22 protein-coding genes are annotated in these 23,926 nt (G+C 62.2%); 17 read left to right on the top strand and 5 right to left on the bottom strand.

Annotated elements, in window-relative coordinates; all coding sequences use genetic code 11:
• The first annotated feature begins 91 nt into the window (after window positions 1-91).
• Window positions 92-937, top strand: a complete 846-nt coding sequence (gene xdhC, locus ACIP02_RS05460; RefSeq protein ID WP_400613981.1) for a xanthine dehydrogenase accessory protein XdhC — start codon at window positions 92-94, stop codon at window positions 935-937.
• Window positions 938-947: 10 nt separating this feature from the next.
• The gene (gene guaD, locus ACIP02_RS05455; RefSeq protein WP_400613978.1) at window positions 948-2,252 is read left to right on the top strand and encodes a guanine deaminase; all 1,305 of its coding nucleotides are present in this window, start codon (window positions 948-950) and stop codon (window positions 2,250-2,252) included.
• On the opposite strand, the gene aqpZ is transcribed toward guaD, so the two are convergent.
• Complete coding sequence (gene aqpZ, locus ACIP02_RS05450; protein WP_400613976.1) at window positions 2,249-2,947, bottom strand: aquaporin Z; 699 nt, start codon at window positions 2,945-2,947, stop codon at window positions 2,249-2,251. The genes guaD and aqpZ overlap by 4 nt on opposite strands.
• A 310-nt stretch (window positions 2,948-3,257) precedes the next feature.
• Window positions 3,258-4,013, bottom strand: a complete 756-nt coding sequence (locus ACIP02_RS05445) for a GntR family transcriptional regulator (protein WP_201199125.1) — start codon at window positions 4,011-4,013, stop codon at window positions 3,258-3,260.
• A gap of 282 nt (window positions 4,014-4,295) precedes the next feature.
• Here ACIP02_RS05445 and ACIP02_RS05440 point away from each other — a divergent pair, with 282 nt between their 5' ends.
• On the top strand, window positions 4,296-5,645 hold the full coding sequence (locus ACIP02_RS05440; RefSeq protein ID WP_400613974.1) for an NCS2 family permease: 1,350 nt from the start codon (window positions 4,296-4,298) through the stop codon (window positions 5,643-5,645).
• 244 nt (window positions 5,646-5,889) lie between these two features.
• Here ACIP02_RS05440 and uraH read toward each other — a convergent pair whose 3' ends face one another.
• Window positions 5,890-6,243: a hydroxyisourate hydrolase gene (uraH, locus tag ACIP02_RS05435; RefSeq protein WP_008091641.1), complete on the bottom strand. Its 354-nt coding sequence runs from the start codon at window positions 6,241-6,243 to the stop codon at window positions 5,890-5,892.
• Between the two features lie 398 nt (window positions 6,244-6,641).
• Between uraH and puuE the strand changes: the two genes are divergently transcribed.
• The 7 genes from puuE to ACIP02_RS05400 all read left to right on the top strand — a co-directional run bounded on the left by puuE (window position 6,642) and on the right by ACIP02_RS05400 (window position 13,618).
• Window positions 6,642-7,568, top strand: a complete 927-nt coding sequence (gene puuE / locus ACIP02_RS05430; RefSeq protein ID WP_400613971.1) for an allantoinase PuuE — start codon at window positions 6,642-6,644, stop codon at window positions 7,566-7,568.
• Window positions 7,568-8,083 carry a 2-oxo-4-hydroxy-4-carboxy-5-ureidoimidazoline decarboxylase gene (gene uraD / locus ACIP02_RS05425; protein ID WP_400613969.1) on the top strand — a complete coding sequence of 172 codons (516 nt, stop codon included), beginning with the start codon at window positions 7,568-7,570 and terminating at the stop codon, window positions 8,081-8,083. Before puuE ends, uraD begins: the two co-directional genes overlap by 1 nt.
• Before the next feature lie 49 nt (window positions 8,084-8,132).
• Complete coding sequence (locus tag ACIP02_RS05420; protein ID WP_400613966.1) at window positions 8,133-8,636, top strand: ureidoglycolate lyase; 504 nt, start codon at window positions 8,133-8,135, stop codon at window positions 8,634-8,636.
• 45 nt (window positions 8,637-8,681) lie between these two features.
• Window positions 8,682-9,995 carry a urate hydroxylase PuuD gene (locus ACIP02_RS05415; protein ID WP_400613964.1) on the top strand — a complete coding sequence of 438 codons (1,314 nt, stop codon included), beginning with the start codon at window positions 8,682-8,684 and terminating at the stop codon, window positions 9,993-9,995.
• Window positions 9,996-10,204: 209 nt separating this feature from the next.
• Window positions 10,205-11,560 (top strand): nucleobase:cation symporter-2 family protein, encoded by a 1,356-nt coding sequence (locus tag ACIP02_RS05410; protein ID WP_400613961.1) that lies wholly within the window; start codon window positions 10,205-10,207, stop codon window positions 11,558-11,560.
• A 137-nt stretch (window positions 11,561-11,697) separates the two neighbouring features.
• Window positions 11,698-12,483 (top strand): outer membrane protein OmpK, encoded by a 786-nt coding sequence (locus ACIP02_RS05405; protein WP_400613959.1) that lies wholly within the window; start codon window positions 11,698-11,700, stop codon window positions 12,481-12,483.
• A gap of 352 nt (window positions 12,484-12,835) precedes the next feature.
• Entirely contained in the window at window positions 12,836-13,618 is a 783-nt protein-coding gene (locus ACIP02_RS05400) for an outer membrane protein OmpK (RefSeq protein WP_400613957.1), read from the top strand.
• 126 nt (window positions 13,619-13,744) lie between these two features.
• Here ACIP02_RS05400 and ACIP02_RS05395 read toward each other — a convergent pair whose 3' ends face one another.
• Complete coding sequence (locus ACIP02_RS05395) at window positions 13,745-14,659, bottom strand: DUF808 domain-containing protein (protein WP_400613955.1); 915 nt, start codon at window positions 14,657-14,659, stop codon at window positions 13,745-13,747.
• 132 nt (window positions 14,660-14,791) lie between these two features.
• On the opposite strand from ACIP02_RS05395, the gene ACIP02_RS05390 reads away from it, so the two are divergent.
• A complete protein-coding gene (locus tag ACIP02_RS05390) occupies window positions 14,792-15,403 on the top strand; it encodes a TetR/AcrR family transcriptional regulator (RefSeq protein ID WP_010955036.1) in 612 nt (203 codons plus the stop codon).
• A 143-nt stretch (window positions 15,404-15,546) separates the two neighbouring features.
• On the opposite strand, the gene ACIP02_RS05385 is transcribed toward ACIP02_RS05390, so the two are convergent.
• Complete coding sequence (locus tag ACIP02_RS05385) at window positions 15,547-15,987, bottom strand: heme-binding protein (protein WP_400613952.1); 441 nt, start codon at window positions 15,985-15,987, stop codon at window positions 15,547-15,549.
• Window positions 15,988-16,244: 257 nt separating this feature from the next.
• Between ACIP02_RS05385 and gcl the strand changes: the two genes are divergently transcribed.
• From gcl to ACIP02_RS05355, 6 genes are all read left to right on the top strand, one after another.
• Entirely contained in the window at window positions 16,245-18,020 is a 1,776-nt protein-coding gene (gcl, locus tag ACIP02_RS05380) for a glyoxylate carboligase (RefSeq protein WP_400613950.1), read from the top strand.
• Window positions 18,021-18,074: 54 nt separating this feature from the next.
• Window positions 18,075-18,899, top strand: coding sequence for a hydroxypyruvate isomerase (gene hyi, locus ACIP02_RS05375; RefSeq protein ID WP_400613947.1), 825 nt, complete (start codon window positions 18,075-18,077; stop codon window positions 18,897-18,899).
• An 87-nt stretch (window positions 18,900-18,986) separates the two neighbouring features.
• Window positions 18,987-19,880, top strand: a complete 894-nt coding sequence (locus tag ACIP02_RS05370; protein ID WP_400613945.1) for a 2-hydroxy-3-oxopropionate reductase — start codon at window positions 18,987-18,989, stop codon at window positions 19,878-19,880.
• A gap of 259 nt (window positions 19,881-20,139) precedes the next feature.
• A complete protein-coding gene (locus ACIP02_RS05365; protein ID WP_400613943.1) occupies window positions 20,140-21,414 on the top strand; it encodes a glycerate kinase in 1,275 nt (424 codons plus the stop codon).
• A complete protein-coding gene (gene pyk, locus ACIP02_RS05360; RefSeq protein ID WP_201202117.1) occupies window positions 21,411-22,826 on the top strand; it encodes a pyruvate kinase in 1,416 nt (471 codons plus the stop codon). Before ACIP02_RS05365 ends, pyk begins: the two co-directional genes overlap by 4 nt.
• 207 nt (window positions 22,827-23,033) lie before the next feature.
• Complete coding sequence (locus ACIP02_RS05355) at window positions 23,034-23,906, top strand: urea transporter (RefSeq protein WP_400613941.1); 873 nt, start codon at window positions 23,034-23,036, stop codon at window positions 23,904-23,906.
• The last annotated feature ends 20 nt before the right edge of the window (window positions 23,907-23,926 follow it).

The following is a 23,926-nucleotide window of genomic DNA, read 5'->3' as shown; positions in this document are numbered from 1 at the left end:
ACAACGAAGATTTCTGGGGCTGCTGCGCAGCCCGATCGCGACACAAGGCCGCTCCTACAGGAACTGCGGCGCTGTTGAGAGAGGTTCAAACATGCACCAATGGATCAACGCCCTCGCCGACCACCAGTCCCGTGGCGAAGCCTGCGTACTGGTGACCATCATCGAGGAGCGCGGCTCAACCCCGCGCAATGCCGGCTCGAAGATGGTGGTCAGCGCCAGCGGCCTGTTCGACACCATCGGCGGTGGCCACCTGGAATACAAGGCCCTGCACATCGCCCGGCAGATGCTTGAAGAACAACGCACCACCCCGCACCTGGAGCGCTTCAGCCTCGGTGCCAGCCTGGGCCAGTGCTGCGGAGGCGTCACCGTGCTGCTGTTCGAACCCATGGCCGCCGTGCAGGCGCAGATCGCCGTATTCGGCGCGGGCCATGTCGGCCGGGCTCTGGTACCCTTGCTCGCCGCCCTGCCCTGCAGGGTGCGCTGGATCGATTCGCGTGAACAGGAATTCCCCGAACTCATCCCCCACGGGGTGACCAAGGTCGTCAGTGAGGAACCGGTCGACGAAATCGCAGAGCTGCCGCCAGGCTGCTATTGCATCGTCATGACCCACAACCACCAGCTCGACCTGGAACTGACCGCCGCCATTCTCAAGCGCAACGACTTCACCTGGTTCGGCCTGATCGGCTCGAAGACCAAACGGGTCAAGTTCGAGCACCGCCTGCGTGAGCGTGGCTTCGACGACGCGCTGCTGGCGCGCATGCGCTGCCCGATGGGCCTGGCCGAGGTCAAAGGCAAGCTGCCCATCGAGATTGCCGTGTCCATCGCCGGTGAAATCATCGCCACCTACAACGCCTGCTTCGGCCAGCACGATGCTGCCGCCAATGCCGGCCCCATTGCCCAGTTGCTGCCGCCCTCCCGGCGCAGCCAAGCCATTTGACGAGTGTGTTATGACCGTTACCCGCAAAGCCTACCGTGCCGCCATTCTGCACAGCATCGCCGACCCGGCCGAGGTGGGCCTGGAGGCTTCCCATGAATACTTCGAGGACGGCCTGCTGGTGGTCGACGATGGCCGTATCAGCGCCGTTGGCCACGCCAGCGAGCTGCTGCCGACGCTGGCTGCCGGCATCCCGGTCGAGCATTACCAGGACGCCCTGATCACCCCGGGTTTCATCGACACCCATATCCACTTCCCGCAGACCGGCATGATCGGCTCGTACGGCGAGCAGTTGCTGGACTGGCTGAACACCTACACCTTCCCGTGCGAAAAGCAGTTCGCCGATAAAAGCCACGCCGACCAGGTGGCGAGGATCTTCCTCAAGGAACTGCTGCGCAATGGCACTACCACGGCACTGGTGTTCGGCAGCGTGCACCCGGAGTCGGTGAATGCCCTGTTCGAAGAGGCCGAGCGCCTGGACCTGCGCCTGATCGCCGGCAAGGTGATGATGGACCGCAACGCCCCAGACTACCTGACCGACACCGCCGAATCCGGCTACGCCGAAAGCAAGGCGCTGATCGAACGCTGGCACGGCAAGGGCCGCCTGCACTATGCCGTTACCCCGCGTTTTGCCCCGACCAGCACACCTGAACAGCTGACCCTGGCCGGCCAGTTGCTCAAGGAACACCCGGGTGTGTACATGCACACGCACCTGTCGGAGAACCTGAAGGAAATCGACTGGGTCAAGTCGCTGTTCCCCGAGCAGAAAGGCTACCTGGACGTCTACGACCACTTCGAGCTGCTGGGCGAGCGCTCGGTATTCGCCCATGGCGTGCACCTGTGCGACGACGAGTGCCAACGCCTCGCAGAAACCGGCTCAGCCGTGGCGTTCTGCCCCACCTCCAACCTGTTCCTCGGCAGCGGCCTGTTCAACCTGCCGCAAGCCGAGCGCTTCAAGGTCAACGTGGGCCTGGGCACCGACGTCGGCGCCGGCACCAGTTTTTCGCTGCTCAACACCCTGAACGAGGCGTACAAGGTGATGCAGCTGCAGGGCGCGCGCCTGCACCCGTACAAATCACTGTACCTGGCCACCCTCGGCGGCGCCCGCGCCTTGCGCCTGGACGACCGCATCGGCAGCTTGCGCCCAGGCAACGACTCCGACTTCGTGGTGCTGGACTACAAGGCCACGCCGCTGCTGGACTACCGCATTCAGCAGTCCAACAGCATTGAAGAAACCCTGTTCGTGCTCACCACCCTGGGCGACGATCGCACGGTGCGTGAAACCTATGCTGCCGGGCGTTGCGTGCACCAGCGTTAAGGCTCTTTGGCCAGGCCTCGGTACAGCGCGCCGCCGATTGCAGCACCGATCAGCGGGGCCACCCAGAACAGCCACAGCTGTTGCAGGGCCCAACCACCGACGAACAAGGCTGGCCCCGTGCTACGCGCGGGGTTGACCGAGGTGTTGGTGACCGGGATCGAGATCAGGTGGATCAACGTCAGGGCCAGGCCGATGGCGATCGGCGCGAAGCCTGCCGGTGCCCGGGAATCGGTCGCGCCCATGATCACCACCAGGAACATGGCGGTCATCACCACCTCACTGATAAAGCCGGCGCCCAGCGTGTAGCCGCCGGGTGAGTGGTCGGCGTAACCGTTTGAAGCCAGCCCGGAAGACAACTCGAAGCCCGCCTTGCCGCTGGCGATCAGATAAATGACACCTGCGGCCAGGATCGCGCCGATGACTTGGGCGATCACATAGGGCAGTAGCTCTTTGGCCGGGAAACGCCCACCTACAACCAGCCCGAACGACACGGCAGGGTTGAGATGGCAACCGGAGATATGGCCGATGGCGAAGGCCATGGTGAGCACGGTGAGACCGAAGGCAAAGGCGACACCAAGAACACCGATGCCAACGGGGGAACTGGCTGCGAGTACCGCACTGCCACAGCCGCCAAGTACTAACCAAAAGGTGCCAATCAGCTCGGCACCCATGCGTTTACCCAGAGACATGGTCATGAACCTTTCCTCAGCAAGTAGTGGAACGCAATGCATGCGCAAGCCCAACTGCTTGATGAAGGTTTGCCCACAAGAATTTAGCAGACCTTTGGTTAATGGCCAGCGAAGGGTCGGTGCAGATACTGTGCATACCAGAAACCTGCACGATCCCTGTAGGAGCGGCCTTGTGTCGCGATGGGCTGCAAAGCAGCCCCAACAATTTTGGCATCAGCGCTGAAACCCTGGAGCTGCTGCGCAGCCCATCGCGACACAAGGCCGCTCCTACAGGTACGACGTATGCCTACAGCGCCAAAGCTACCCTGGCAAACGATCAACCCTTGGCGGAAACCTTGGGCTTCTTCAGCAAATGCGAGAACACCGCATGCAAGTCATCCGAGGCGCTCTCTTCGTCCAGGTTCAACTTGCTGTCGATGTGGTCCATATGGTGCATCATCAGGCTTACCGCCTGCTCGGCGTCGCGCGCTTCAATGGCGTCGATCAACTGCATGTGCTCGTCATACGAGCAGTGCGAGCGGGTGCCGGTTTCGTACTGGGCAATGATCAGCGAGGTCTGCGATACCAGGCTGCGCTGGAAGCTCACCAGCGGGGCATTGCCCGCCGCTTCGGCCAGTTTGAGGTGGAACTCGCCGGACAGGCGAATACCGGCACCACGGTCACCCCGCGAAAAACTGTCGCGCTCTTCACGTACCATCTGGCGCAGCTCGTTCAGTTGGTCCAGCGTGGCGTGCTGCACGGCCAGTTCGGTGATGGCGCGTTCGACCATGCGCCGCGAGAAGAACACCTGGCGCGCCTCTTCCACCGTCGGGCTGGCCACCACCGCACCGCGGTTCGGCCGCAGCAGCACCACGCTCTCGTGGGCCAGGCGCGACAAGGCGCGGCGGATGATGGTGCGGCTGACGCCGAAGATTTCGCCCAGCGCTTCCTCGCTCAACTTGGTGCCCGGGGCCAGACGCTGCTCGAGGATCGCCTCGAAAATGTGCGCGTAGACGATGTCGTCCTGGGTACCGCTGCGGCCGGCCTTGCCGACACGTGCAGGTTTCTTCAGAGGTTGCAGCTGTTCGTTCATGGGCTCTCGAGGCACGAAGAGAAAGTATGGCGCCATTGTACACAGGCTGAGGCGATTCCGCAGGGGGCGTTTTACCTATATAGCCGTTGTACGACGCATTGCGCACACAAAACATAAAACATTATTTGCATTCTTTGTACACAAAAGCATAATCCATCGAGCAACTTCTTGACCCATGAGTCAACAAAACGGTCAGACGCTGCCTTCCCTCGTGGGGCCACCAAGTGCATTGCTCAGGAACTGGCTCCAACAACAACAAGAAAGACTTGAGGAGTACTCGCTGTGGAAAGCCGCAAATCCGAAGCCCCTGCGCTGGATCTTGCCCCACCGCTCGAAACGAGCTGGCTGGAGCGGATTTTCAAACTCAAGCAACACGGCAGCACCGTCAAGACCGAGCTGATTGCCGGGGTGACCACCTTTATCACCATGGCCTACATCATCTTCGTCAACCCCAACATCATGGCCGACGCCGGCATCGACCATGGTGCCGCCTTCGTCGCCACCTGCATTGCCGCCGCGCTGGGCTGCCTGCTGATGGGCCTGTACGCCAACTGGCCGGTGGGGCTGGCGCCGGGCATGGGGCTCAACGCCTTCTTCACCTACACCGTGGTCGGCACCATGGGCTACAACTGGGAAACCGCGCTGGGCGCCGTGTTCGTCTCGGGCGTGCTGTTCATGTTCCTGACGTTGTCGAAAGTGCGCGAATGGTTGCTCAACAGCATCCCGGTCAGCTTGCGTCATGCCATGGGGGCCGGCGTCGGATTGTTTCTCGGGCTGATCGGCCTGAAAACCGCCGGCATCATCGTCGACAGCCCGGCCACCCTGATCAAGCTGGGCTCGCTGCATGAGCCGGGGCCGCTGCTGGCGGCGGTGTGCTTCCTGCTGATCGCCATCCTCAGCTACAAGCGGGTGTTCGGTGCGATCCTGATCAGCATCATCGGCGTCACCCTGGCCGGCTGGGGCCTGGGGCTGGTGAAGTTTGGCGGGGTGATGTCGATGCCGCCGAGCCTGGCACCGACCTGGATGGCCATGGACGTGGCTGGTGTGTTCAACGTCAGCATGATCAGCGTGGTGCTGGCGTTCCTGTTCGTGCACATGTTCGACACCGCCGGCACGCTGATGGGCGTGGCCCAGCGGGCCAACCTGGTGGCGCCGGACGGGCGAATCGAGAACCTCTCTAGGGCATTGAAGGCAGACAGTGCCTCCAGCGTGTTCGGTGCCGTGGTCGGCGTGCCGCCCGTTACCAGCTATGTAGAGAGCGCGGCGGGTGTGGCCGCCGGTGGGCGTACCGGTCTCACGGCAGTGGTGGTCGGCCTGCTGTTCGTCGCAGCCATGTTCTTCGCCCCGTTGGCCGGGATGATTCCAGCCTATGCGACTGCCGGCGCGCTGATCTATGTGGCGATGCTGATGATGGGCAGCATGGCGCACATCCATTGGGATGAAGCCACCGACAGCATTCCGGCGATCGTCACGGTGATCATGATGCCGCTGACCTTCTCGGTCGCCGATGGTATTGCCCTGGGCTTTATCAGCTATGTGGCGTTGAAGGCAGGCACCGGCAAGTACAAGGAGATCTCCGCCAGCCTGTGGGTGCTGTGCGCGATCTTCATTGCCAAGTTCGTGTTCCTCTGACCCGCACTGCACCAACCAAGGGCGCTTCGGCGCCCTTTCTTTATTTGTGCCGCCTGCCAGGGCCTCTTCGCGGGTAAACCCGCTCCTACATGGATATCACCGCTCTCAGGCTCAGCGCCGCATTTGTAGGAGCGGGTTCACCCGCGAAGAGGCCGGCACAGGCATTACAAAAACACCAGACGAAAAAAAGCCCGCCAGTGTGAGAGCGGGCCAAAGGACCTACGAAGATTCTTCTAGCGACCAACTAGCTTCCGCGGTAGGTCGAATAGCTGTACGGCGAGATCAGCAGCGGCACGTGGTAGTGCTCCTGCTGTTCATCGATGCCGAAACGCAGCACGACAACATCCAAAAATGCAGTGTCCGGCAGCTGCACGCCGCGGGCACGGTAGTAGGCGCCGGCGCTGAATTGCAGCTGGTAAACGCCGGTACGGTAGTCGTCACCCTGCAACAGTGGCGCGTCGACGCGGCCATCACTGTTGGTCAGAGCGGTGTTCACCAGCTCCAGTTGCTGGCCTTCGACACGGTACAGCTCGACCTTGATCGAGCTGCCCGGGCAGCCATGCGCGGCATCCAGTACGTGTGTGGTCAAACGTCCCATTGCTTGTCGCCTCTTGTTCAATCTGTGGGCAAAAAATACACAGCCATCAACACGGCATGGGGCCTGCGATGTGCGGGAATGACGCCATTAAGACATTCCACCGCAAAATTGTACACAATTTTTTGACCCTTTCTGTCGCACCCGAGGATTCTTGCCCAGAAACGACCCATCGGTCGCAAATACAAGGGCGGTGCTGACCCCAATGTCATTAGCTGACCAATCAGGCAGGTTTCTTGCACTGTTTTTCCAGCCCGCTGCAAGGCGATAAAAGGGAAGAAATGCGGAAAAACAGGCTTACAAAAGATTTCAGAAGTTGTATACAATCAGCCCATCCGGTGGTGCGACATACCGACGCGGCCCGCCCACCCCCGCACTAACGCACAAGAAGGAAGACTGCAGTGAGCGCTGACTACCCTCGCGACCTGATCGGTTACGGCAACAACCCTCCTCACCCGCAATGGCCGGGCAACGCTCGCATCGCGCTGTCTTTCGTCCTCAACTACGAAGAAGGTGGCGAACGCAACATCCTGCACGGTGACAAGGAATCCGAAGCCTTCCTCTCCGAGATGGTCGCTGCCCAGCCGCTGCAGGGCGCACGCAACATGAGCATGGAGTCGCTGTACGAATACGGCAGCCGTGCCGGCGTGTGGCGCCTGCTGAAGCTGTTCAAGGACAGCGGCGTACCGCTGACCATTTTCGCCGTGGCCATGGCTGCCCAGCGCCACCCCGACGTGATCCGCGCCATGGCCGAAGCCGGCCACGAGATCTGCAGCCACGGCTACCGCTGGATCGACTACCAGAACATGGACGAGGCCCAGGAGCGCGAGCACATGCTCGAGGCCATCCGCATCCTCACCGAACTCACCGGCGAACGCCCGCTGGGCTGGTACACCGGCCGCACCGGCCCGAACACCCGCCGCCTGGTGATGGAAGAAGGTGGTTTCCTGTACGACAGCGACACCTATGACGACGACCTGCCCTACTGGGAGCCGAACAACCCCACCGGCAAGCCGCACCTGGTGATCCCGTACACCCTCGACACCAACGACATGCGCTTCACCCAGGTACAGGGCTTCAACTGCGGCGAGCAGTTCTTCCAGTACCTGAAGGACGCCTTCGACGTGCTGTACGAAGAAGGTGCCGAGGCGCCGAAGATGCTGTCGATCGGCCTGCACTGCCGCCTGGTGGGCCGCCCGGCACGCCTGGCTGCCCTGAAGCGCTTCATCGATTACGCCAAAAGCCATGACCAGGTCTGGTTCGCCCGTCGTGTGGACATCGCCCGCCACTGGCACACCACCCACCCGTACAAGAAAGAGAACGCCTGATGACCGCCTTCAACACCCTCAAGCCCTCCGCCCTGGACCGTGACGCCTTCGTCAAGGCCTTCGCCGACATCTACGAGCATTCGCCGTGGGTTGCCGAAAAGGCCTACGACCTGGGCCAACTGGGCGAGCTGGACGAGATCGAGGCGCTGCACCAGCGCATGAGCGACATCCTGCTCAGCGCCAACCACGCTGACCAACTGGCGCTGATCAACGCTCACCCGGACCTGGCAGGCAAGGCCGCCGTGCAGGGCGAGCTGACCGAATCGAGCACCAACGAACAGGCCGGTGCCGGCATTCACCAGTGCACCGCAGAAGAGTTCGCACGTTTCACCGAACTGAACGACGCCTACAAGGCCAAGTTCCAGTTCCCGTTCATCATGGCGGTCAAGGGCAGCAATCGGCACCAGATCCTCGCCTCCTTCGAAAAACGTATCCACAACGATACCGATGCCGAATTCAAGGAAGCCCTGGCGCAGATCAACCTGATCGCCCTGTTCCGTCTGCTGCAACTGTAAGCGACAGCAGAACCCCATTCAGTACAACGAACATATAAGAGAGACCCGCATGCGCACCCTAGTGATCGAGCCCCTGACCAAAGAAGCCTTCGCCCCATTCGGAGACGTGATCGAAACCGACGGCAGCGATCACTTCATGATCAACAACGGCTCGACCATGCGCTTCCACAAGCTCGCCGCGGTGGAAACCGCCGAGCCGGAAGACAAGGCGATCATCAGCATCTTCCGCGCCGACGCGCAGGACATGCCGCTGACCGTACGCATGCTGGAACGCCATCCGCTGGGCAGCCAGGCTTTCATCCCGCTGCTCGGCAACCCCTTTCTGATCGTGGTCGCGCCCGTTGGCGATGCACCTGTATCAGGCTTGGTCCGTGCCTTCCGTAGTAACGGCAGGCAGGGCGTTAATTACCATCGCGGCGTCTGGCACCACCCGGTGCTGACGATCGAAAAGCGGGATGACTTCCTGGTGGTTGATCGCAGTGGTTCTGGCAACAACTGCGATGAGCATTATTTCACCGAGGAACAGATGCTGATCCTCAATCCCCACCAATAAGAAAAGGTCGGTCATCGTTTGCGGTGATCGGCAGAGGTACATACTGTGGAAGCACACCTTCACGAATGGCTGAACCTGAGCATTCGCTGGGTTCACATGATCACCGGGGTCGCCTGGATCGGTGCATCGTTCTACTTCGTCTGGCTGGAGAACCACCTGAACCGAAGCAACCCGCGCGATGGGTTGTCGGGTGATCTCTGGGCAATTCACGGCGGTGGTATCTATCACCTGGAGAAATACAAGCTCGCACCCCCGAAAATGCCCGAGAACCTGCACTGGTTCAAATGGGAAGCCTACTTCACCTGGATGTCCGGTATCGCCCTGCTGTGCGTGGTGTTCTACTGGAACCCGGCGCTGTACCTGCTGGCCCCTGGCAGCACCCTGAGCGGTGCCGAAGGCGTGGCCATCGGTATCGGCTCGCTGATTGCCGGCTGGTTCATCTACGACTTCCTGTGCGACTCGCCCCTGGGCAAGAAGCCAGCGCTGCTCGGTGGTGTACTGTTCGTGCTGATCATCGCCGCCTGCTGGGGCTTCAGCCTGGTGTTCAGCGGCCGTGGCGCTTACCTGCACACCGGCGCGATCATCGGCACCATCATGGTGGGTAACGTGTTCCGCATCATCATGCCGGCCCAGCGCCAGCTGGTGGCGGCGATCGAGAACAACCAGACGCCCGACCCGGTATTGCCGGCCAAGGGCCTGCTGCGCTCGCGTCACAACAACTATTTCACCCTGCCGGTGCTGTTCATCATGATCAGCAACCATTTCCCGAGCACCTACGGTAGCCAGTACAACTGGCTGATCCTGGCCGGTATCGCAGTAGCCGCGGTGCTGATCCGCCACTACTTCAACACCCGCCACGACAGCAACAAGTACGCCTGGACCCTGCCTGTCGGCGCCCTGGCAATGATCTGCCTGGCCTACGTCACCGGCCCCAAGCCGATGGCCGTCAGCCCAGAGCAGGCCGCCGCGAAGGTCGAGTACCAGCCGCTGCCGGCTACCGCTGTAGGTGGCAAGACCGCTGCCGAGCTGCGCGCCGAAGAGGCTGCCAAGCCTGCTGAAGCGCCGGCAGCTGCCCCGGCAACCGCGCAGGCCGGCGGTGAAGCTTTTGACAAGATCCACAATGTCATTCAGGAACGCTGCACCGTGTGCCACTCGTCGAAACCGACCAGCCCACTGTTCAGCGCCGCCCCTGCCGGCGTGATGTTCGACACCCCGCAGCAGATCCAGGCCCAGGCCGCGCGCATTCAGGCGCAAGCGGTCGCCAGCCAGATCATGCCGCTGGGCAACATCACCCAGATGACCACCGAAGAGCGCAAGCTCGTCGGTGACTGGATCGCCAAAGGCGCCCAGGTCAACTGAAACACAATTGTCGGGATGACACCGCTCCCTGTAGGAGCGGGTTCACCCGCGAAGAGGCCGGCATGCCCGGCCTCTGTTTCAAGAGATACGCAACAAGCAAGCATCGAGCGTCCAGCCTCAAGCGGGAACCCCAGGCTCTCTTAACCGGGAGCCTGCCGCTTGAGACAGGCGCTTGGATCCGAGAATAAAAACAAAACTCGAGGTGCTGCATGTCCGAGTCACGCAAGGCGTATATCCCTATTGCGCCGCCGCGCGAACCCTTGCCCTTGTTCCAACTGATCCTGGTTGGCCTGCAACACGTTCTGCTGATGTACGGTGGCGCCATCGCCGTACCGCTCATTATCGGCCAGGCTGCCGGGTTGTCCCGTGAAGAAGTCGCTTTCCTGATCAACGCCGACCTGCTGGTCGCTGGCGTCGCTACCATCATCCAGTCGTTCGGTATCGGCCCGGTGGGCATCCGCATGCCGGTGATGATGGGTGCCAGTTTCGCTGCCGTTGGCAGCATGGTGGCCATGGCCGGCATGCCCGGCGTGGGCCTGCAGGGGATCTTCGGCGCAACCATCGCTGCCGGGTTCTTCGGCATGCTGATCGCGCCGTTCATGTCCAAGGTCGTACGTTTCTTCCCGCCACTGGTCACCGGTACGGTGATCACCTCGATTGGCCTGTCACTGTTCCCGGTGGCGGTCAACTGGGCCGGTGGTGGGGAAGCCGCGGAACACTTCGGTGCGCCTATCTACCTGCTGGTGGCCAGCCTGGTGCTGGCCGTGATTCTGCTGATCAACCGCTTCATGCGCGGTTTCTGGGTCAACGTGTCGGTACTGGTGGGCATGGGCCTGGGCTACATCCTGGCCGGCTCCATCGGCATGGTCGACCTGACAGGCCTGAATGAGGCGCCATGGCTGCAAGTGGTAACCCCACTGCACTTCGGCATGCCAACGTTCAGCCTGGCGCCGATCCTGTCCATGTGCCTGGTGGTGGTGATCATCTTCGTCGAGTCCACCGGCATGTTCCTGGCCCTGGGCAAGGTCACCGATCGCGAAGTCACCCCAGGGATGCTGCGCCGCGGCCTGCTGTGCGATGCCGGTGCGTCGTTCATCGCCGGCTTCTTCAACACCTTCACCCACTCCTCGTTCGCCCAGAACATCGGCCTGGTGCAGATGACCGGGGTGCGCTGCCGCTTTGTCACCATCGTGGCCGGTGCACTGTTGATTCTGCTCAGCCTGTTGCCCAAGGCAGCCTTCCTGATTGCCTCGATCCCGCCTGCAGTACTGGGCGGTGCGTCCATCGCCATGTTCGGCATGGTCACCGCTACCGGGATCAAGATTCTCCAGGAAGCGGACATCGGCGACCGCCGCAACCAGCTGCTGGTTGCCGTGAGCGTCGGCTTCGGGTTGATCCCCGTGGTACGTCCGGAGTTCTTTGCCCAGATGCCACAGTGGATGGAACCCATCACCCACAGTGGTATCGCCATGGCCACGGTCAGTGCCCTGGTGTTGAACGTGCTGTTCAACATCCTCGGGGGTGCCGACCGCGCGGTGCACAACGACGCCTGTCACCAGCACTGAGCAAAAGGGGGCGGCGCACTGCCGCCCCTGCCTCGACTTAGCCGTAACGCTTCACCGTCGGCCTGCCGGAATGGGCCGCCCGGGGCGCCTGCGCGCCGAAAAAACCCAAAAAAAACAATAAGTCCGGGAAACACAACATGAAACGCATCACCACGTCCCTCTTGCTGGGCAGCAGCCTGCTGGCCACCGTCCCCGCCCACGCTGGCGAATGGCTGCAGTGGCATGGCGAAAGCCTGACCTACCTGTACGGCAAAGACTTCAAGGTCAACCCCAGCATCCAGCAGACGGTTACCTTCGAGCACGCCAACAAATGGAAGTACGGCGACACCTTCATGTTCGTCGACAAGATTTTCTACAACGGCAAACCCGACCCGGGTAAAGGTGTGACCACCTACTACGGTGAGTTCAGCCCGCGCCTGTCGTTCGGCAAGATCTTCGACCAGAAGCTGGCCTTCGGCCCGATCAAGGACGTGTTGCTGGCCATGACCTACGAGCGTGGCGAAGGCGACAACGAGGCCTACCTCATCGGCCCGGGCTTCGATCTGGATATTCCTGGCTTCAACTACTTCACCCTCAATTTCTATGTGCGCAACACCGAGGGCAGCCGCCCCGGTGACAACGTCTGGCAGATTACCCCCGGCTGGTCGTACACCATCCCGGTGGGCCGCTCCGACATTCTGATCGACGGTTACATGGACTGGGTCACCGATAATGACCAGAACCGCCGCGGCACCTACCACGCCAACCTGCACTTCAACCCACAGGTCAAGTACGACCTGGGCAAGGCGCTGAATCTAGGCGCCAAACAGCTGTATGTGGGCTTTGAGTACAGCTACTGGAAGGACAAGTACGGCATCGACAGCCGCGGCAACCTGGACAGCAACCAGAGCGTTGCCAGTGCGCTGATCAAGGTACACTTCTAGGAAGTTGACCAAACGCACAAGTTTGATTCACCCCGCTCCAGGAAGGAGCACTTGAGGCGCGGCGCGCAAGCCAGTAATCTGCGCGCCCCCTCGATCAGGGCAGAACGGATTCTGCCTGCGTTTACTGACCGCTCAGTCAATGAATACGGGCGGTTGGCCAACGTGTTGCCAGCCTGAAAGACCCTTTTCATCCGTTCAGAACGAAGTCGAGCAGGAAGGTTTTGCCAACCCGGAAAAGTTGGCCCAACCCTTGCCAAACAGCTGTGGCCTATCGAAAAAAGCTGACTCGCAAGACAAAAAAGCGCCGCCAACGAGCGCTGACAACAGATCAATCAAGGGAGCGACACTCGCAATGCGTACCATCAACAGCCTGATCCTCGCCGGCGGCCTGCTGGCCTGCGGCGCCACCCACGCCGACGACCTGCTGCAGTGGCAGAACAACAGCCTGACCTACCTGTGGGGCAAGAACTTCAAGGTCAACCCGTCGATCCAGCAAACCGTTACCTTCGAGCACGCCGATGGCTGGAAATACGGCGACAACTTCATCTTCGTCGACAAGATTTTCTACCAGGGGCAGAAAGACGCCGGTAATGGCCCGAACACTTACTACGGTGAAATCAGCCCGCGCCTGTCGTTCGGCAAGATCTTCGACCAAAAGCTGGAGTTCGGCCCGGTCAAAGACGTGCTGCTGGCGATGACCTACGAGTTTGGCGAGGGTGACACCGAGTCGTACCTGATCGGCCCCGGCTTCGACCTGGCCATCCCCGGCTTCGACTACTTCCAGCTGAACTTCTATAACCGCACCACCGACGGCAGCCGTGCGGGCGACAACGTCTGGCAGATTACCCCGGTGTGGTCGTACACCATTCCGGTGGGTGATTCCGATGTGCTGATCGACGGCTTCATGGACTGGGTGGTGGACAACGACGAGAACCGCCGTGGCACCTACCAAGCCAACCTGCACTTCAACCCGCAGATCAAGTACGACCTGGGCAAGGCGCTGCACCTGGGCGAGAAACAACTGTACGTGGGTGTCGAGTACGATTACTGGAAGAACAAGTACGGCATCAAGGACAGCGATGCGTTTACGACCGACCAGAACACCATGAGCTTCCTGGTTAAAGTGCATTTCTGATCTGAGAATCAGCACTGTGGGAGCGGGCTTGCCCCGCGAACACCGGCGCAGCCGGTGCCATGCACCGCGTGAGCACTTCGCGGGACAAGCCCGCTCCCACAATGATCAACCCCCGGCCATGCAGCTTTATGTGGCAGGCCGGATCGCCCGCCACAATTTGCCGGCCACCGCCACCACCGCCAGCACCACGGCACCGGCAACCACCCCGACCCCAGCGTTTAGTAGCGCCCCAGTCAGCGCACCACCACGCCCTTCGCTGAACGCCTCGATGGCATGATGCAGCGGCGCGGTGCCGTGTACCAGAATCCCGCCGCCGACCAGAAACATCGCCGCCGTGCCAATCACCGAGAGGCTCTTCATCATGTACGGCGCTGCGCGCAGGATTGCGTTGCCAATAGCTTGCGCTACCGTGGAAGCCTTTTTGGTCAGCCAGAAGCCAAGGTCGTCAAGCTTGACGATGCCACCGACCAACCCGTACACGCCAATGGTCATGACCACCGCGATGCCAGACAAAACGATGATCTGCTGCGTCAGCGGCGAGTCGGCAACGATGCCCAAGGTAATGGCAATGATCTCTGCCGACAGAATGAAGTCGGTACGCACTGCGCCTTTGATCTTGGCTTTCTCGTACGCCACCAGGTCGACGTTCGCGTCCGCCACCGCCTCCTTGCGCGCCGCGTGTTGGGCGTCGTCCTCCTCCTTGCTGTGCAAGAATTTGTGCGCCAGCTTCTCGAAGCCCTCGAAACACAGGTAGGCGCCGCCCAGCATCAACAGCGGCGTCACCGCCCAAGGGATGAAGGCACTGATCAGCAGCGCCGCCGGCACCAGAATCGCCTTGTTCAGCAACGACCCTTTGGCCACCGCCCATACCACCGGCAACTCGCGGTCGGCGCGCACGCCGGTGACCTGCTGGGCATTGAGCGCCAAGTCGTCACCCAACACGCCGGCGGTTTTTTTTGCCGCGACTTTGGTCATTAAAGAGACGTCGTCCAGCAGCGTGGCGATGTCGTCGATCAGTACCAGTAGACTGCTTCCTGCCATATTGGGATGTTTCCAGATGTGTGAATGAGCCGGAGTCTAGCCCAAAGCCGCTGCCTTGAGCGCCCGTCGAGCGCGGTGCTACCATGCCCGATCCCTCTTAGAGGTGGCCAGACACGAGGAAGATCCCTGACCATGAGCACCATTCGCGAGCGCAACAAGGAACTGATCCTGCGCGCGGCCAGCGAGGAATTCGCCGACAAGGGCTTCGCCGCCACCAAGACCAGCGATATCGCGGCCAAGGCCGGCCTGCCCAAACCGAACGTGTATTACTACTTCAAGTCCAAGGACAACCTCTATCGCGAGGTCCTGGAAAGCATCATCGCGCCGATCATGCAGGCTTCTACGCCGTTCAATGCCGACGGTGATCCGAAAGAAGTGCTGAGTGCGTACATTCGTTCGAAGATCCGCATTTCGCGTGACCTCCCGCATGCCTCCAAGGTATTCGCCAGCGAGATCATGCACGGTGCCCCGCACCTGTCGCCGAACCAGGTGGAGCAGTTGAACGAACAGGCCCGGCACAACATCGAGTGCATCCAGCGCTGGATCGACCGCGGGCAGATCGCCCATGTGGATGCGCATCACCTGATGTTCAGCATCTGGGCGGCGACCCAGACCTATGCCGATTTCGACTGGCAGATTTCTGCGGTGACCGGCAAGGCCAAGCTGGCCGACAGCGATTATGACGCGGCGGCCGAGACCATCATCCGCATGGTTTTGAAAGGTTGTGAGCCTGAGGCAGCCTGACAGGGCCAGTGGGGCTGCTTCGCAGCCCATCGCGACACAAGGCCGCTCCTACAGGAGATCGCGTTTGATCTGCGATCGCGGCCCCCTGTAGGAGCGGCCTTGTGTCGCGATGGGCTGCGAAGCGGCCCCGGCTATCTTGAGCCTTACGCAGCTACCCCGGCATCCGCCCGCAACCCCACCTCCTCGATCGCACTGATCGCGCACTGCTCGTCGATATCCGACGTATCACCGCTGATCCCGACAGCACCCAACACCTTGCCGTCCTGATCACGAATCAGCACGCCCCCCGGCGCCGGCACCACCGGCCGTTCACCCATCCCGTTCAGTGCGGCAAAAAACGCCGGCCGCTGCTGCGCATCCAGCGCCAGCAGCCGCGAGCCCTTGCCCAGGGCAATCGCACCCCAGGCTTTGCCCGTGGCCACTTCAGGGCGAATCAGGCTGGCGCCATCCTCGCGCTGCAACGCCAGCAGGTGCCCGCCGGCATCCAGCACCGCCACGGTCAACGGCGCGGCATTGATCTTGCGGCCCGCCGCCAACGCGGCGTTCACCAGGCTGACAGCGATTTTCAGGTTTAAAGCGTTCATGGAAAGGTCCTCTTCTTGTTGTGAGAAGCCCTGAGGGCAGTTGAAAACCGATAGCGTAAATAGAACACAACGAGAGGTATTTTTGTATACAATATTTTGAAACGATCGTATGCGATGACGCAAACCCCCGTTTTCACGGGCGCTCTAACGAAACCCGGCTCAGCTGATGAAAACCCATTGACCTGAGCCGCCAGGCGTGAATACACTCTGTCGCAAAGCAAGTTGTATACAATTACAAAATCGATGAGGCACAACCCATGAGCAAAATGAGAGCAATCGATGCAGCCGTTCTGGTCATGCGCCGTGAAGGTGTAGATACCGCGTTCGGCATCCCAGGGGCTGCCATCAACCCGTTGTACTCGGCCCTGAAGAAAGTCGGTGGCATCGATCATGTCCTCGCTCGCCACGTCGAAGGTGCCTCGCACATGGCCGAGGGCTACACCCGTGCCAACCCGGGCAACATCGGTGTGTGCATCGGCACCTCCGGCCCAGCCGGTACCGACATGGTCACCGGCCTGTACAGCGCCTCGGCCGACTCCATCCCGATTCTCTGCATCACCGGCCAGGCCCCACGTGCGCGCCTGCACAAAGAAGACTTCCAGGCTGTCGACATCACCAGCATCGTCAAGCCGGTGACCAAGTGGGCCACCACCGTTCTGGAGCCAGGCCAGGTGCCTTACGCCTTCCAGAAGGCCTTCTATGAAATGCGCACCGGCCGCCCAGGCCCGGTCCTGATCGACCTGCCGTTCGACGTGCAGATGGCCGAAATCGAATTCGATATCGACGCCTACGAGCCACTGGCAATCAACAAGCCGTCCGCCACCCGCGTACAGGCCGAAAAAGCCCTGGCCCTGCTCAATGACGCCGAACGCCCACTGCTGGTAGCCGGTGGCGGTATCATCAACGCCGACGCCAGCGACAAGCTGGTCGAGTTCGCCGAACTGACCGGCGTACCGGTGATCCCGACCCTGATGGGCTGGGGCACCATCCCGGACGACCACGCACAGATGGTCGGTATGGTCGGCCTGCAGACTTCGCACCGCTACGGCAACGCCACCCTGCTGAAATCCGACCTGGTGTTCGGTATCGGTAACCGCTGGGCCAACCGCCACACCGGTTCCGTCGACGTCTACACCGAAGGCCGCAAGTTCGTCCACGTAGACATCGAACCGACCCAGATCGGCCGTGTGTTCACCCCGGACCTGGGCATCGTTTCCGACGCTGGCAAGGCACTGGACGTGTTCCTCGAAGTGGCCCGCGAGTGGAAAGCCGCCGGCAAGCTGAAAGACCGTGCTGCCTGGCTGGAAGACTGCCAGCAGCGCAAGGCCAGCCTGCAGCGCAAGACCCACTTCGACAACGTGCCGGTGAAGCCGCAGCGCGTCTACGAAGAAATGAACCAGGTATTCGGCAAGGACACCTGCTACGTCAGCACCATCGGCCTGTCGCAGATCGCTGGCGCGCAGTTCCTGCACGTATACAAGCCACGCCACTGGATCAACTGCGGCCAGGCCGGCCCGCTGGGCTGGACCATCCCTGCTGCCCTGGGCGTGGTCAAGGCCGATCCAAAGCGCAAGGTTGTCGCGCTGTCGGGTGACTACGACTTCCAGTTCATGATCGAAGAACTGGCAGTGGGTGCGCAGTTCAACCTGCCGTACGTCCACGTGCTGGTGAACAATGCCTACCTGGGCCTGATCCGTCAGGCGCAACGTGGCTTCGACATGGATTACTGTGTACAACTGGCGTTCGAGAACATCAACTCGACCGATGCTGCCACCTACGGTGTCGACCACGTTGCCGTGGTCGAAGGCCTGGGCTGCAAGGCCATCCGCGTCTTCGAGCCGGCAGAAATCGCCCCTGCCCTGATCAAGGCGCAGAAAATGGCAGAAGAGTTCCGCGTGCCGGTGGTGGTCGAAGTGATTCTCGAGCGTGTGACCAACATTTCCATGGGCACCGAGATCAACGCGGTCAACGAATTCGAAGACCTGGCGCTGGTCGGCAACGACGCGCCAACCGCCATCTCGATGCTGGACTGATCGCCTGACGCCCCCAGGCTTGCCCTGGGGGCCTTCATCGCAAGGAGACAACTCATGCCTCGCTTCGCTGCCAACCTGTCCATGCTGTTCACCGAACAGGACTTCCTGGCCCGCTTCAAGGCTGCCGCCGATGCTGGTTTCAGCGGTGTCGAATACCTCTTCCCGTATGATTTCAGCGCTGCCGAAATCAAGCAGCAGCTGGACGCCAACGGCCTGACCCAGGTGCTGTTCAACCTGCCGGCGGGCGACTGGGCCAAGGGCGAGCGCGGGATCACCTGCCACCCTGACCGCATCGAAGAGTTCCGCGCCGGGGTCGACAAGGCCATTGAGTACGCCAAGGTGCTGGGCAACACCCAGGTCAACGCCCTGGCCGGCATTCGCCCGCAAGGCCTGCAGTGCGCCGACGTGCGCAAGACCTTCGTGGAAAACCTGCGCTACGCCGCCGACAAGCTCAAAGCCGCCGGGATCCGCCTGGTCATGGAAATGATCAACACCCGCGACATCCCCGGCTTCTACCTGAACACCACCCAGCAGGCCCTGGAAATCCAGGCCGAAGTGGGCAGCGACAACCTGTTCCTGCAGTACGACATCTACCACATGCAGATCATGGAAGGTGACCTGGCTCGTACCATGGAAACCAACCTGAAGCTGATCAACCACATCCAGCTGGCCGACAACCCCGGCCGCAACGAGCCAGGCACCGGCGAGATCAACTATCGCTTCCTGTTCGAGCACCTGGACCGCATCGGTTACCAGGGCTGGGTGGGCGCGGAGTACAAGCCGCTGACCACCACCGAAGCAGGCCTGGGCTGGCTGAAGACCCATGTGGGAGCGGGCTTGCCCCGCGAAAGCGCCCGCAAAGACACCTCCATTGCCTGATCTACCGCATTCGCGGGACAAGCCCGCTCCCACAGGGTATGGGCAGGCCCGCGATCAGGATAAACAAATACAAAGAGGCACATTGTCATGGCTAAAATCGGTTTCATCGGCACCGGCATCATGGGCAAGCCCATGGCCCAGAACCTGCAAAAAGCAGGTCACAGCCTGTTCGTTTCCACTCACCACGACGCGGCTCCCGCCGAGCTGGTAGCCGCCGGTGCAGTGGCCCTGGCCAACCCGAAGGAAGTGGCTCAGGAAGCCGAGTTCATCATCGTCATGGTCCCGGACACCCCGCAGGTCGAAGCCGTCCTGTTCGGTGAAAACGGTGTGGCCGAAGGGGTTGGCCCGAACAAGGTAGTGATCGACATGAGTTCGATCTCGCCAACCGCGACCAAAGCCTTCGCCGAAAAAATCAAGGCCACCGGTGCTGCCTACCTGGACGCCCCGGTATCTGGCGGCGAAGTCGGTGCCAAGGCCGCGACCCTGAGCATCATGGTCGGCGGCTGCCCGAAAGCCTTCGAGCGCGCCCTGCCGCTGTTCGAAGCCATGGGCAAGAACATCACCCGCGTGGGTGGCAACGGTGACGGCCAGACTGCCAAGGTCGCCAACCAGATCATCGTCGCCCTGAACATCCAGGCCGTCAGCGAAGCACTGCTGTTCGCCGCCAAGAACGGCGCGGATCCTGCCAAGGTGCGTGAAGCCCTGATGGGCGGTTTCGCTTCGTCGAAAATCCTCGAAGTGCACGCCGAGCGCATGATCAAGGGCACCTTCGACCCAGGCTTCCGCATCAACCTGCACCAGAAAGACCTGAACCTGGCCCTGCAAGGCGCCAAGGAACTGGGCATCAACCTGCCCAACACCTCCAATGCCCAGCAAGTGTTCAACACCTGCCAGGCCCTGGGCGGCGGCAACTGGGACCACTCGGCGCTGATCAAAGGCCTGGAGCACATGGCCAACTTCTCGATCCGCGGCGACAAGTAATTCGAATTCGGGGGCTGCTGCGCAGCCCGATCGCGACGCAAGGCCGCTCCTACAAGCGGTACGCGATCCCTGTAGGAGCGGCCTTGTGTCGCGAAAGGGGCGCAAAGCGCCCCCAGAATTCCAGATTCAACACCGATGAACCTGCGACCACAGGCTCATAAGGTGGCACCGAGCAACACCCGCCCCTGGTTCGGCCTGCACGGAGGCAGTTCCAGGGGCGTTTTTGATTCTGCAGAACAACAATAATTGGGAGCCTGCCATGTCGGTCGATCCGCAAAAAATTCTCCGCGACCTGTTCGACACAGCCATCGCCGCCGCCCACCCCCGTCAAGTCCTCGAACCCTACCTGCCCGCCGACCGTAGCGGCCGGGTCATCGTCATCGGCGCCGGCAAGGCCGCAGCCGCCATGGCCGAAGTGGTCGAGAAAAGCTGGCAGGGTGAAGTTTCCGGTCTGGTCGTCACCCGTTACGGCCACGGCGCCAACTGCCAGAAGATCGAGGTGGTCGAAGCCGCCCACCCGGTCCCTGACGCCGCCGGCCTGGCCGTGGCCAAGCGCGTGCTGGAGCTGGTCAGCAACCTCAATGAAGACGACCGCGTCATCTTCCTGCTTTCCGGCGGTGGCTCTGCCCTGCTGGCCCTGCCGGCCGAGGGCCTGACCCTGGCCGACAAGCAGCACATCAACAAGGCGCTGCTGAAATCCGGCGCCACCATCGGCGAGATGAACTGCGTGCGCAAGCACCTCTCGGCGATCAAGGGCGGCCGCCTGGCCAAGGCCTGCTGGCCAGCCACGGTCTACACCTATGCTATCTCCGATGTACCCGGCGACCTCGCCACGGTGATCGCTTCCGGCCCCACCGTGGCCGACCCGAGCACCTCGGCCGATGCCTTGGCCATTCTCAAGCGCTACAACATCGAAGCGCCAAAAGCGGTGATCGACTGGCTCAACAACCCAGCCTCGGAAACCCTCAAGGCCGACGACCCGGCCCTCGCCCGCAGCCACTTCCAGCTGATCGCCAAGCCCCAGCAGTCGCTCGAAGCCGCCGCAGTCAAAGCCCGCCAGGCAGGCTTCAGCCCGCTGATCCTCGGCGACCTGGAAGGCGAATCGCGCGAAGTGGCCAAGGTGCATGCCGGCATCGCCCGACAAATCGTGCTGCACGGCCAGCCGCTGAAGGCGCCCTGCGTGATCCTGTCCGGTGGCGAAACCACCGTGACCGTGCGCGGCAATGGCCGTGGCGGGCGCAACGCCGAGTTCCTGCTCAGCCTCACCGAAAGCCTCAAGGGCCTGCCTGGCGTGTACGCCCTGGCGGGTGACACCGACGGCATTGACGGTTCGGAAGAAAACGCCGGCGCCTTCATGACCCCGGCCAGCTACGCCCGCGCCGAAGCCCTGGGCCTGTCGGCCAGCGACGAGCTGGACAACAACAACGGCTACGGCTACTTCGCCGCGCTGGATGCGCTGATCGTCACCGAGCCGACCCGCACCAACGTCAACGACTTCCGCGCCATCCTGATCCTCGAGACTGCCCAATCATGACGCCTGATAAAAAAGTCAAAATCCTCGCCACCCTAGGCCCTGCGATCAACGGCATCGACGACATCCGCCAACTGGTAGAAGCCGGGGTGAACATCTTCCGCCTCAACTTCAGCCACGGCGAACACGCTGACCACGCCCTGCGCTACCAGTGGATCCGCGAAGTCGAGCAGCAGCTGAACTACCCGCTGGGCATCCTCATGGACCTGCAGGGGCCGAAGCTGCGCGTCGGCCGCTTTGCCGAAGGCAAGGTGCAGCTGCAACGCGGGCAGGCCCTGCGCCTGGACCTGGACAAAACCCCGGGCGACAGCCAGCGGGTCAACCTGCCGCACCCGGAAATCATCGCCGCACTGGAGCCCGGCATGGACCTGCTGCTGGACGACGGCAAGCTGCGCCTGCGGGTAACCGCCAAGCACAGCGACGCGATCGACACTGAAGTGCTGAACGGTGGCGAGCTGTCCGACCGCAAGGGCGTCAACGTGCCGCAAGCGGTGCTCGACCTGTCCCCGCTCACCGAAAAAGACCGCCGCGACCTGGCCTTTGGCCTGGAACTGGGCGTGGACTGGGTGGCACTGTCGTTCGTGCAGCGGCCGGAAGACATCGTTGAGGCGCGCCAGCTGATCGGCGACCGCGCCTACCTGATGGCCAAGATCGAGAAGCCTTCGGCAGTCGAACAGCTGCAAGCCATCGCGGAACTTGCAGACGCGATCATGGTGGCCCGTGGCGACCTGGGCGTGGAAGTGCCGGCCGAAAGCGTGCCGCAGATCCAGAAGCGCATCATTGGCACCTGCCGCCAGCTGGGCAAGCCGGTGGTGGTGGCCACGCAGATGCTCGAATCGATGCGTTTCTCGCCAGCGCCAACCCGCGCCGAAGTCACCGACGTGGCCAACGCCGTGGCCGAAGGTGCCGATGCGGTGATGCTGTCGGCCGAGACTGCCTCGGGTGACTACCCGCTTGAAGCCGTGCAGATGATGAGCAAGATCATCCGCCAGGTAGAGAACGGCCCGGACTACCAGGCCCAGCTCGACGTTGGCCGGCCAAAAGCCGAAGCCACCGTGTCGGATGCCATCAGCTGCGCGATCCGCCGTATCAGCGGCATCCTGCCGGTGGCCGTGCTGGTCAACTACAGCGAGTCGGGCGCCTCGACCCTGCGCGCAGCGCGCGAGCGGCCACGGGCACCGATCCTCAACCTGACGCCGAACCTGAACACCGCACGCCGCCTGAGCGTGGCCTGGGGTGTGCACTCGGTGGTCAACGACCGCCTGCGTCAGGTTGATGAAGTGGTGTCGACCGCCCTGGAAATCGCCCAGGCACAAGGCATGGCCAGCCGTGGCGACACGCTGCTGATTACTGCCGGTGTGCCTTTCGGCAAGCCGGGGTCGACTAACACGCTGCGGATCGAGACTTTGATCTGAGATTTTGGGGGCGCTTTGCGCCCCATCGCGACACAAGGCCGCTCCACAGGGACCGCGATACCTTCAGGCTAACGCGATCTATTTGTAGGAGCGGCCTTGTGTCGCGATCGGAGGGCGTAGCCCTCCCCGAACACCGATCTACCAGACCTGCGGAAAACCGAGGCCCAAAGAGGCCCACCGCTCACCATCCACCTCACTGACTGCCCCATGTACACCAAAAATTTCGTCAACCCGTGCCCCGACTGGGCCACGGCGTTACTCAACGGTTTCAGCCAGGTGCTGCTGCTGCGCAACCCCCTGTGCGGCCTGTGCTGCCTGCTGGCCATTCTGCTGACCGCGCCCGGCCTGGTCGGCGGCGCCCTGCTCGGTGCCCTCGCCGGCCTGCTCACCGCTCAGCGCCGCGGCTACGACCGCGCCGACCGCCAGGCTGGCCTGTACTGCTACAACGGCGTGCTGATCGGCATCCTGATCAGCGCCGTACTGCCCTGGTCGGCCATCCTGCCGCCACTGATCATCGCTGCTGGCGGCCTGTCCAGCATCATCACCCACCAATGGCGCAAGCGCGGCGGCAAGCTGCTGATCGCCTACACCGCGCCCTTCGTGCTGCTGGGCTGGGCCACCCTGCTGATGGCCAGCCCCGCCCCCAGCGGCTTCGTCGAAGCCGACCCGCTGTCTGCCCTGGCGCGAGGTGTGGGGCAGATCTTCCTCCTCGACCAGCCATTGGCCGGTTTGCTGATCATCGTCGGCATGTTCATCGCCAACCCGTATGCGGCCATGTGGGCCGTGATCGGCTCGGCCATCGGTGGCGGCGTGGCGCTGCTAGCCGATCAGACCCAAGCCGCCTGGCTGGGCCTGTACGGCTTCAATGCCGCACTGGCGGCATTGGCGTTCAGCCGACAAGGTGAGAAACCGTGGGTGACGCTATTGGCGATTGCCTTGGCATTGCTGCTGCAACCGCTGTTCAAGCTGTTACCGCTGCCCGGCCTGACCGCACCCTTCGTCGCCGCCTGCTGGCTGATGCATGTAGGCAACCACCTGGCTCAGCCCAGGCAGCGCAACGCCAGCCGCTTGCACAGCTGAAACGCAGCCCCTAGGCTCAG

It is taken from the genome of Pseudomonas sp. NPDC089408 (assembly GCF_044749445.1).
In the GTDB taxonomy this organism is placed as follows: Bacteria; Pseudomonadota; Gammaproteobacteria; order Pseudomonadales; family Pseudomonadaceae; genus Aquipseudomonas.
This window is presented reverse-complemented; position numbering and strand designations above follow the sequence as displayed.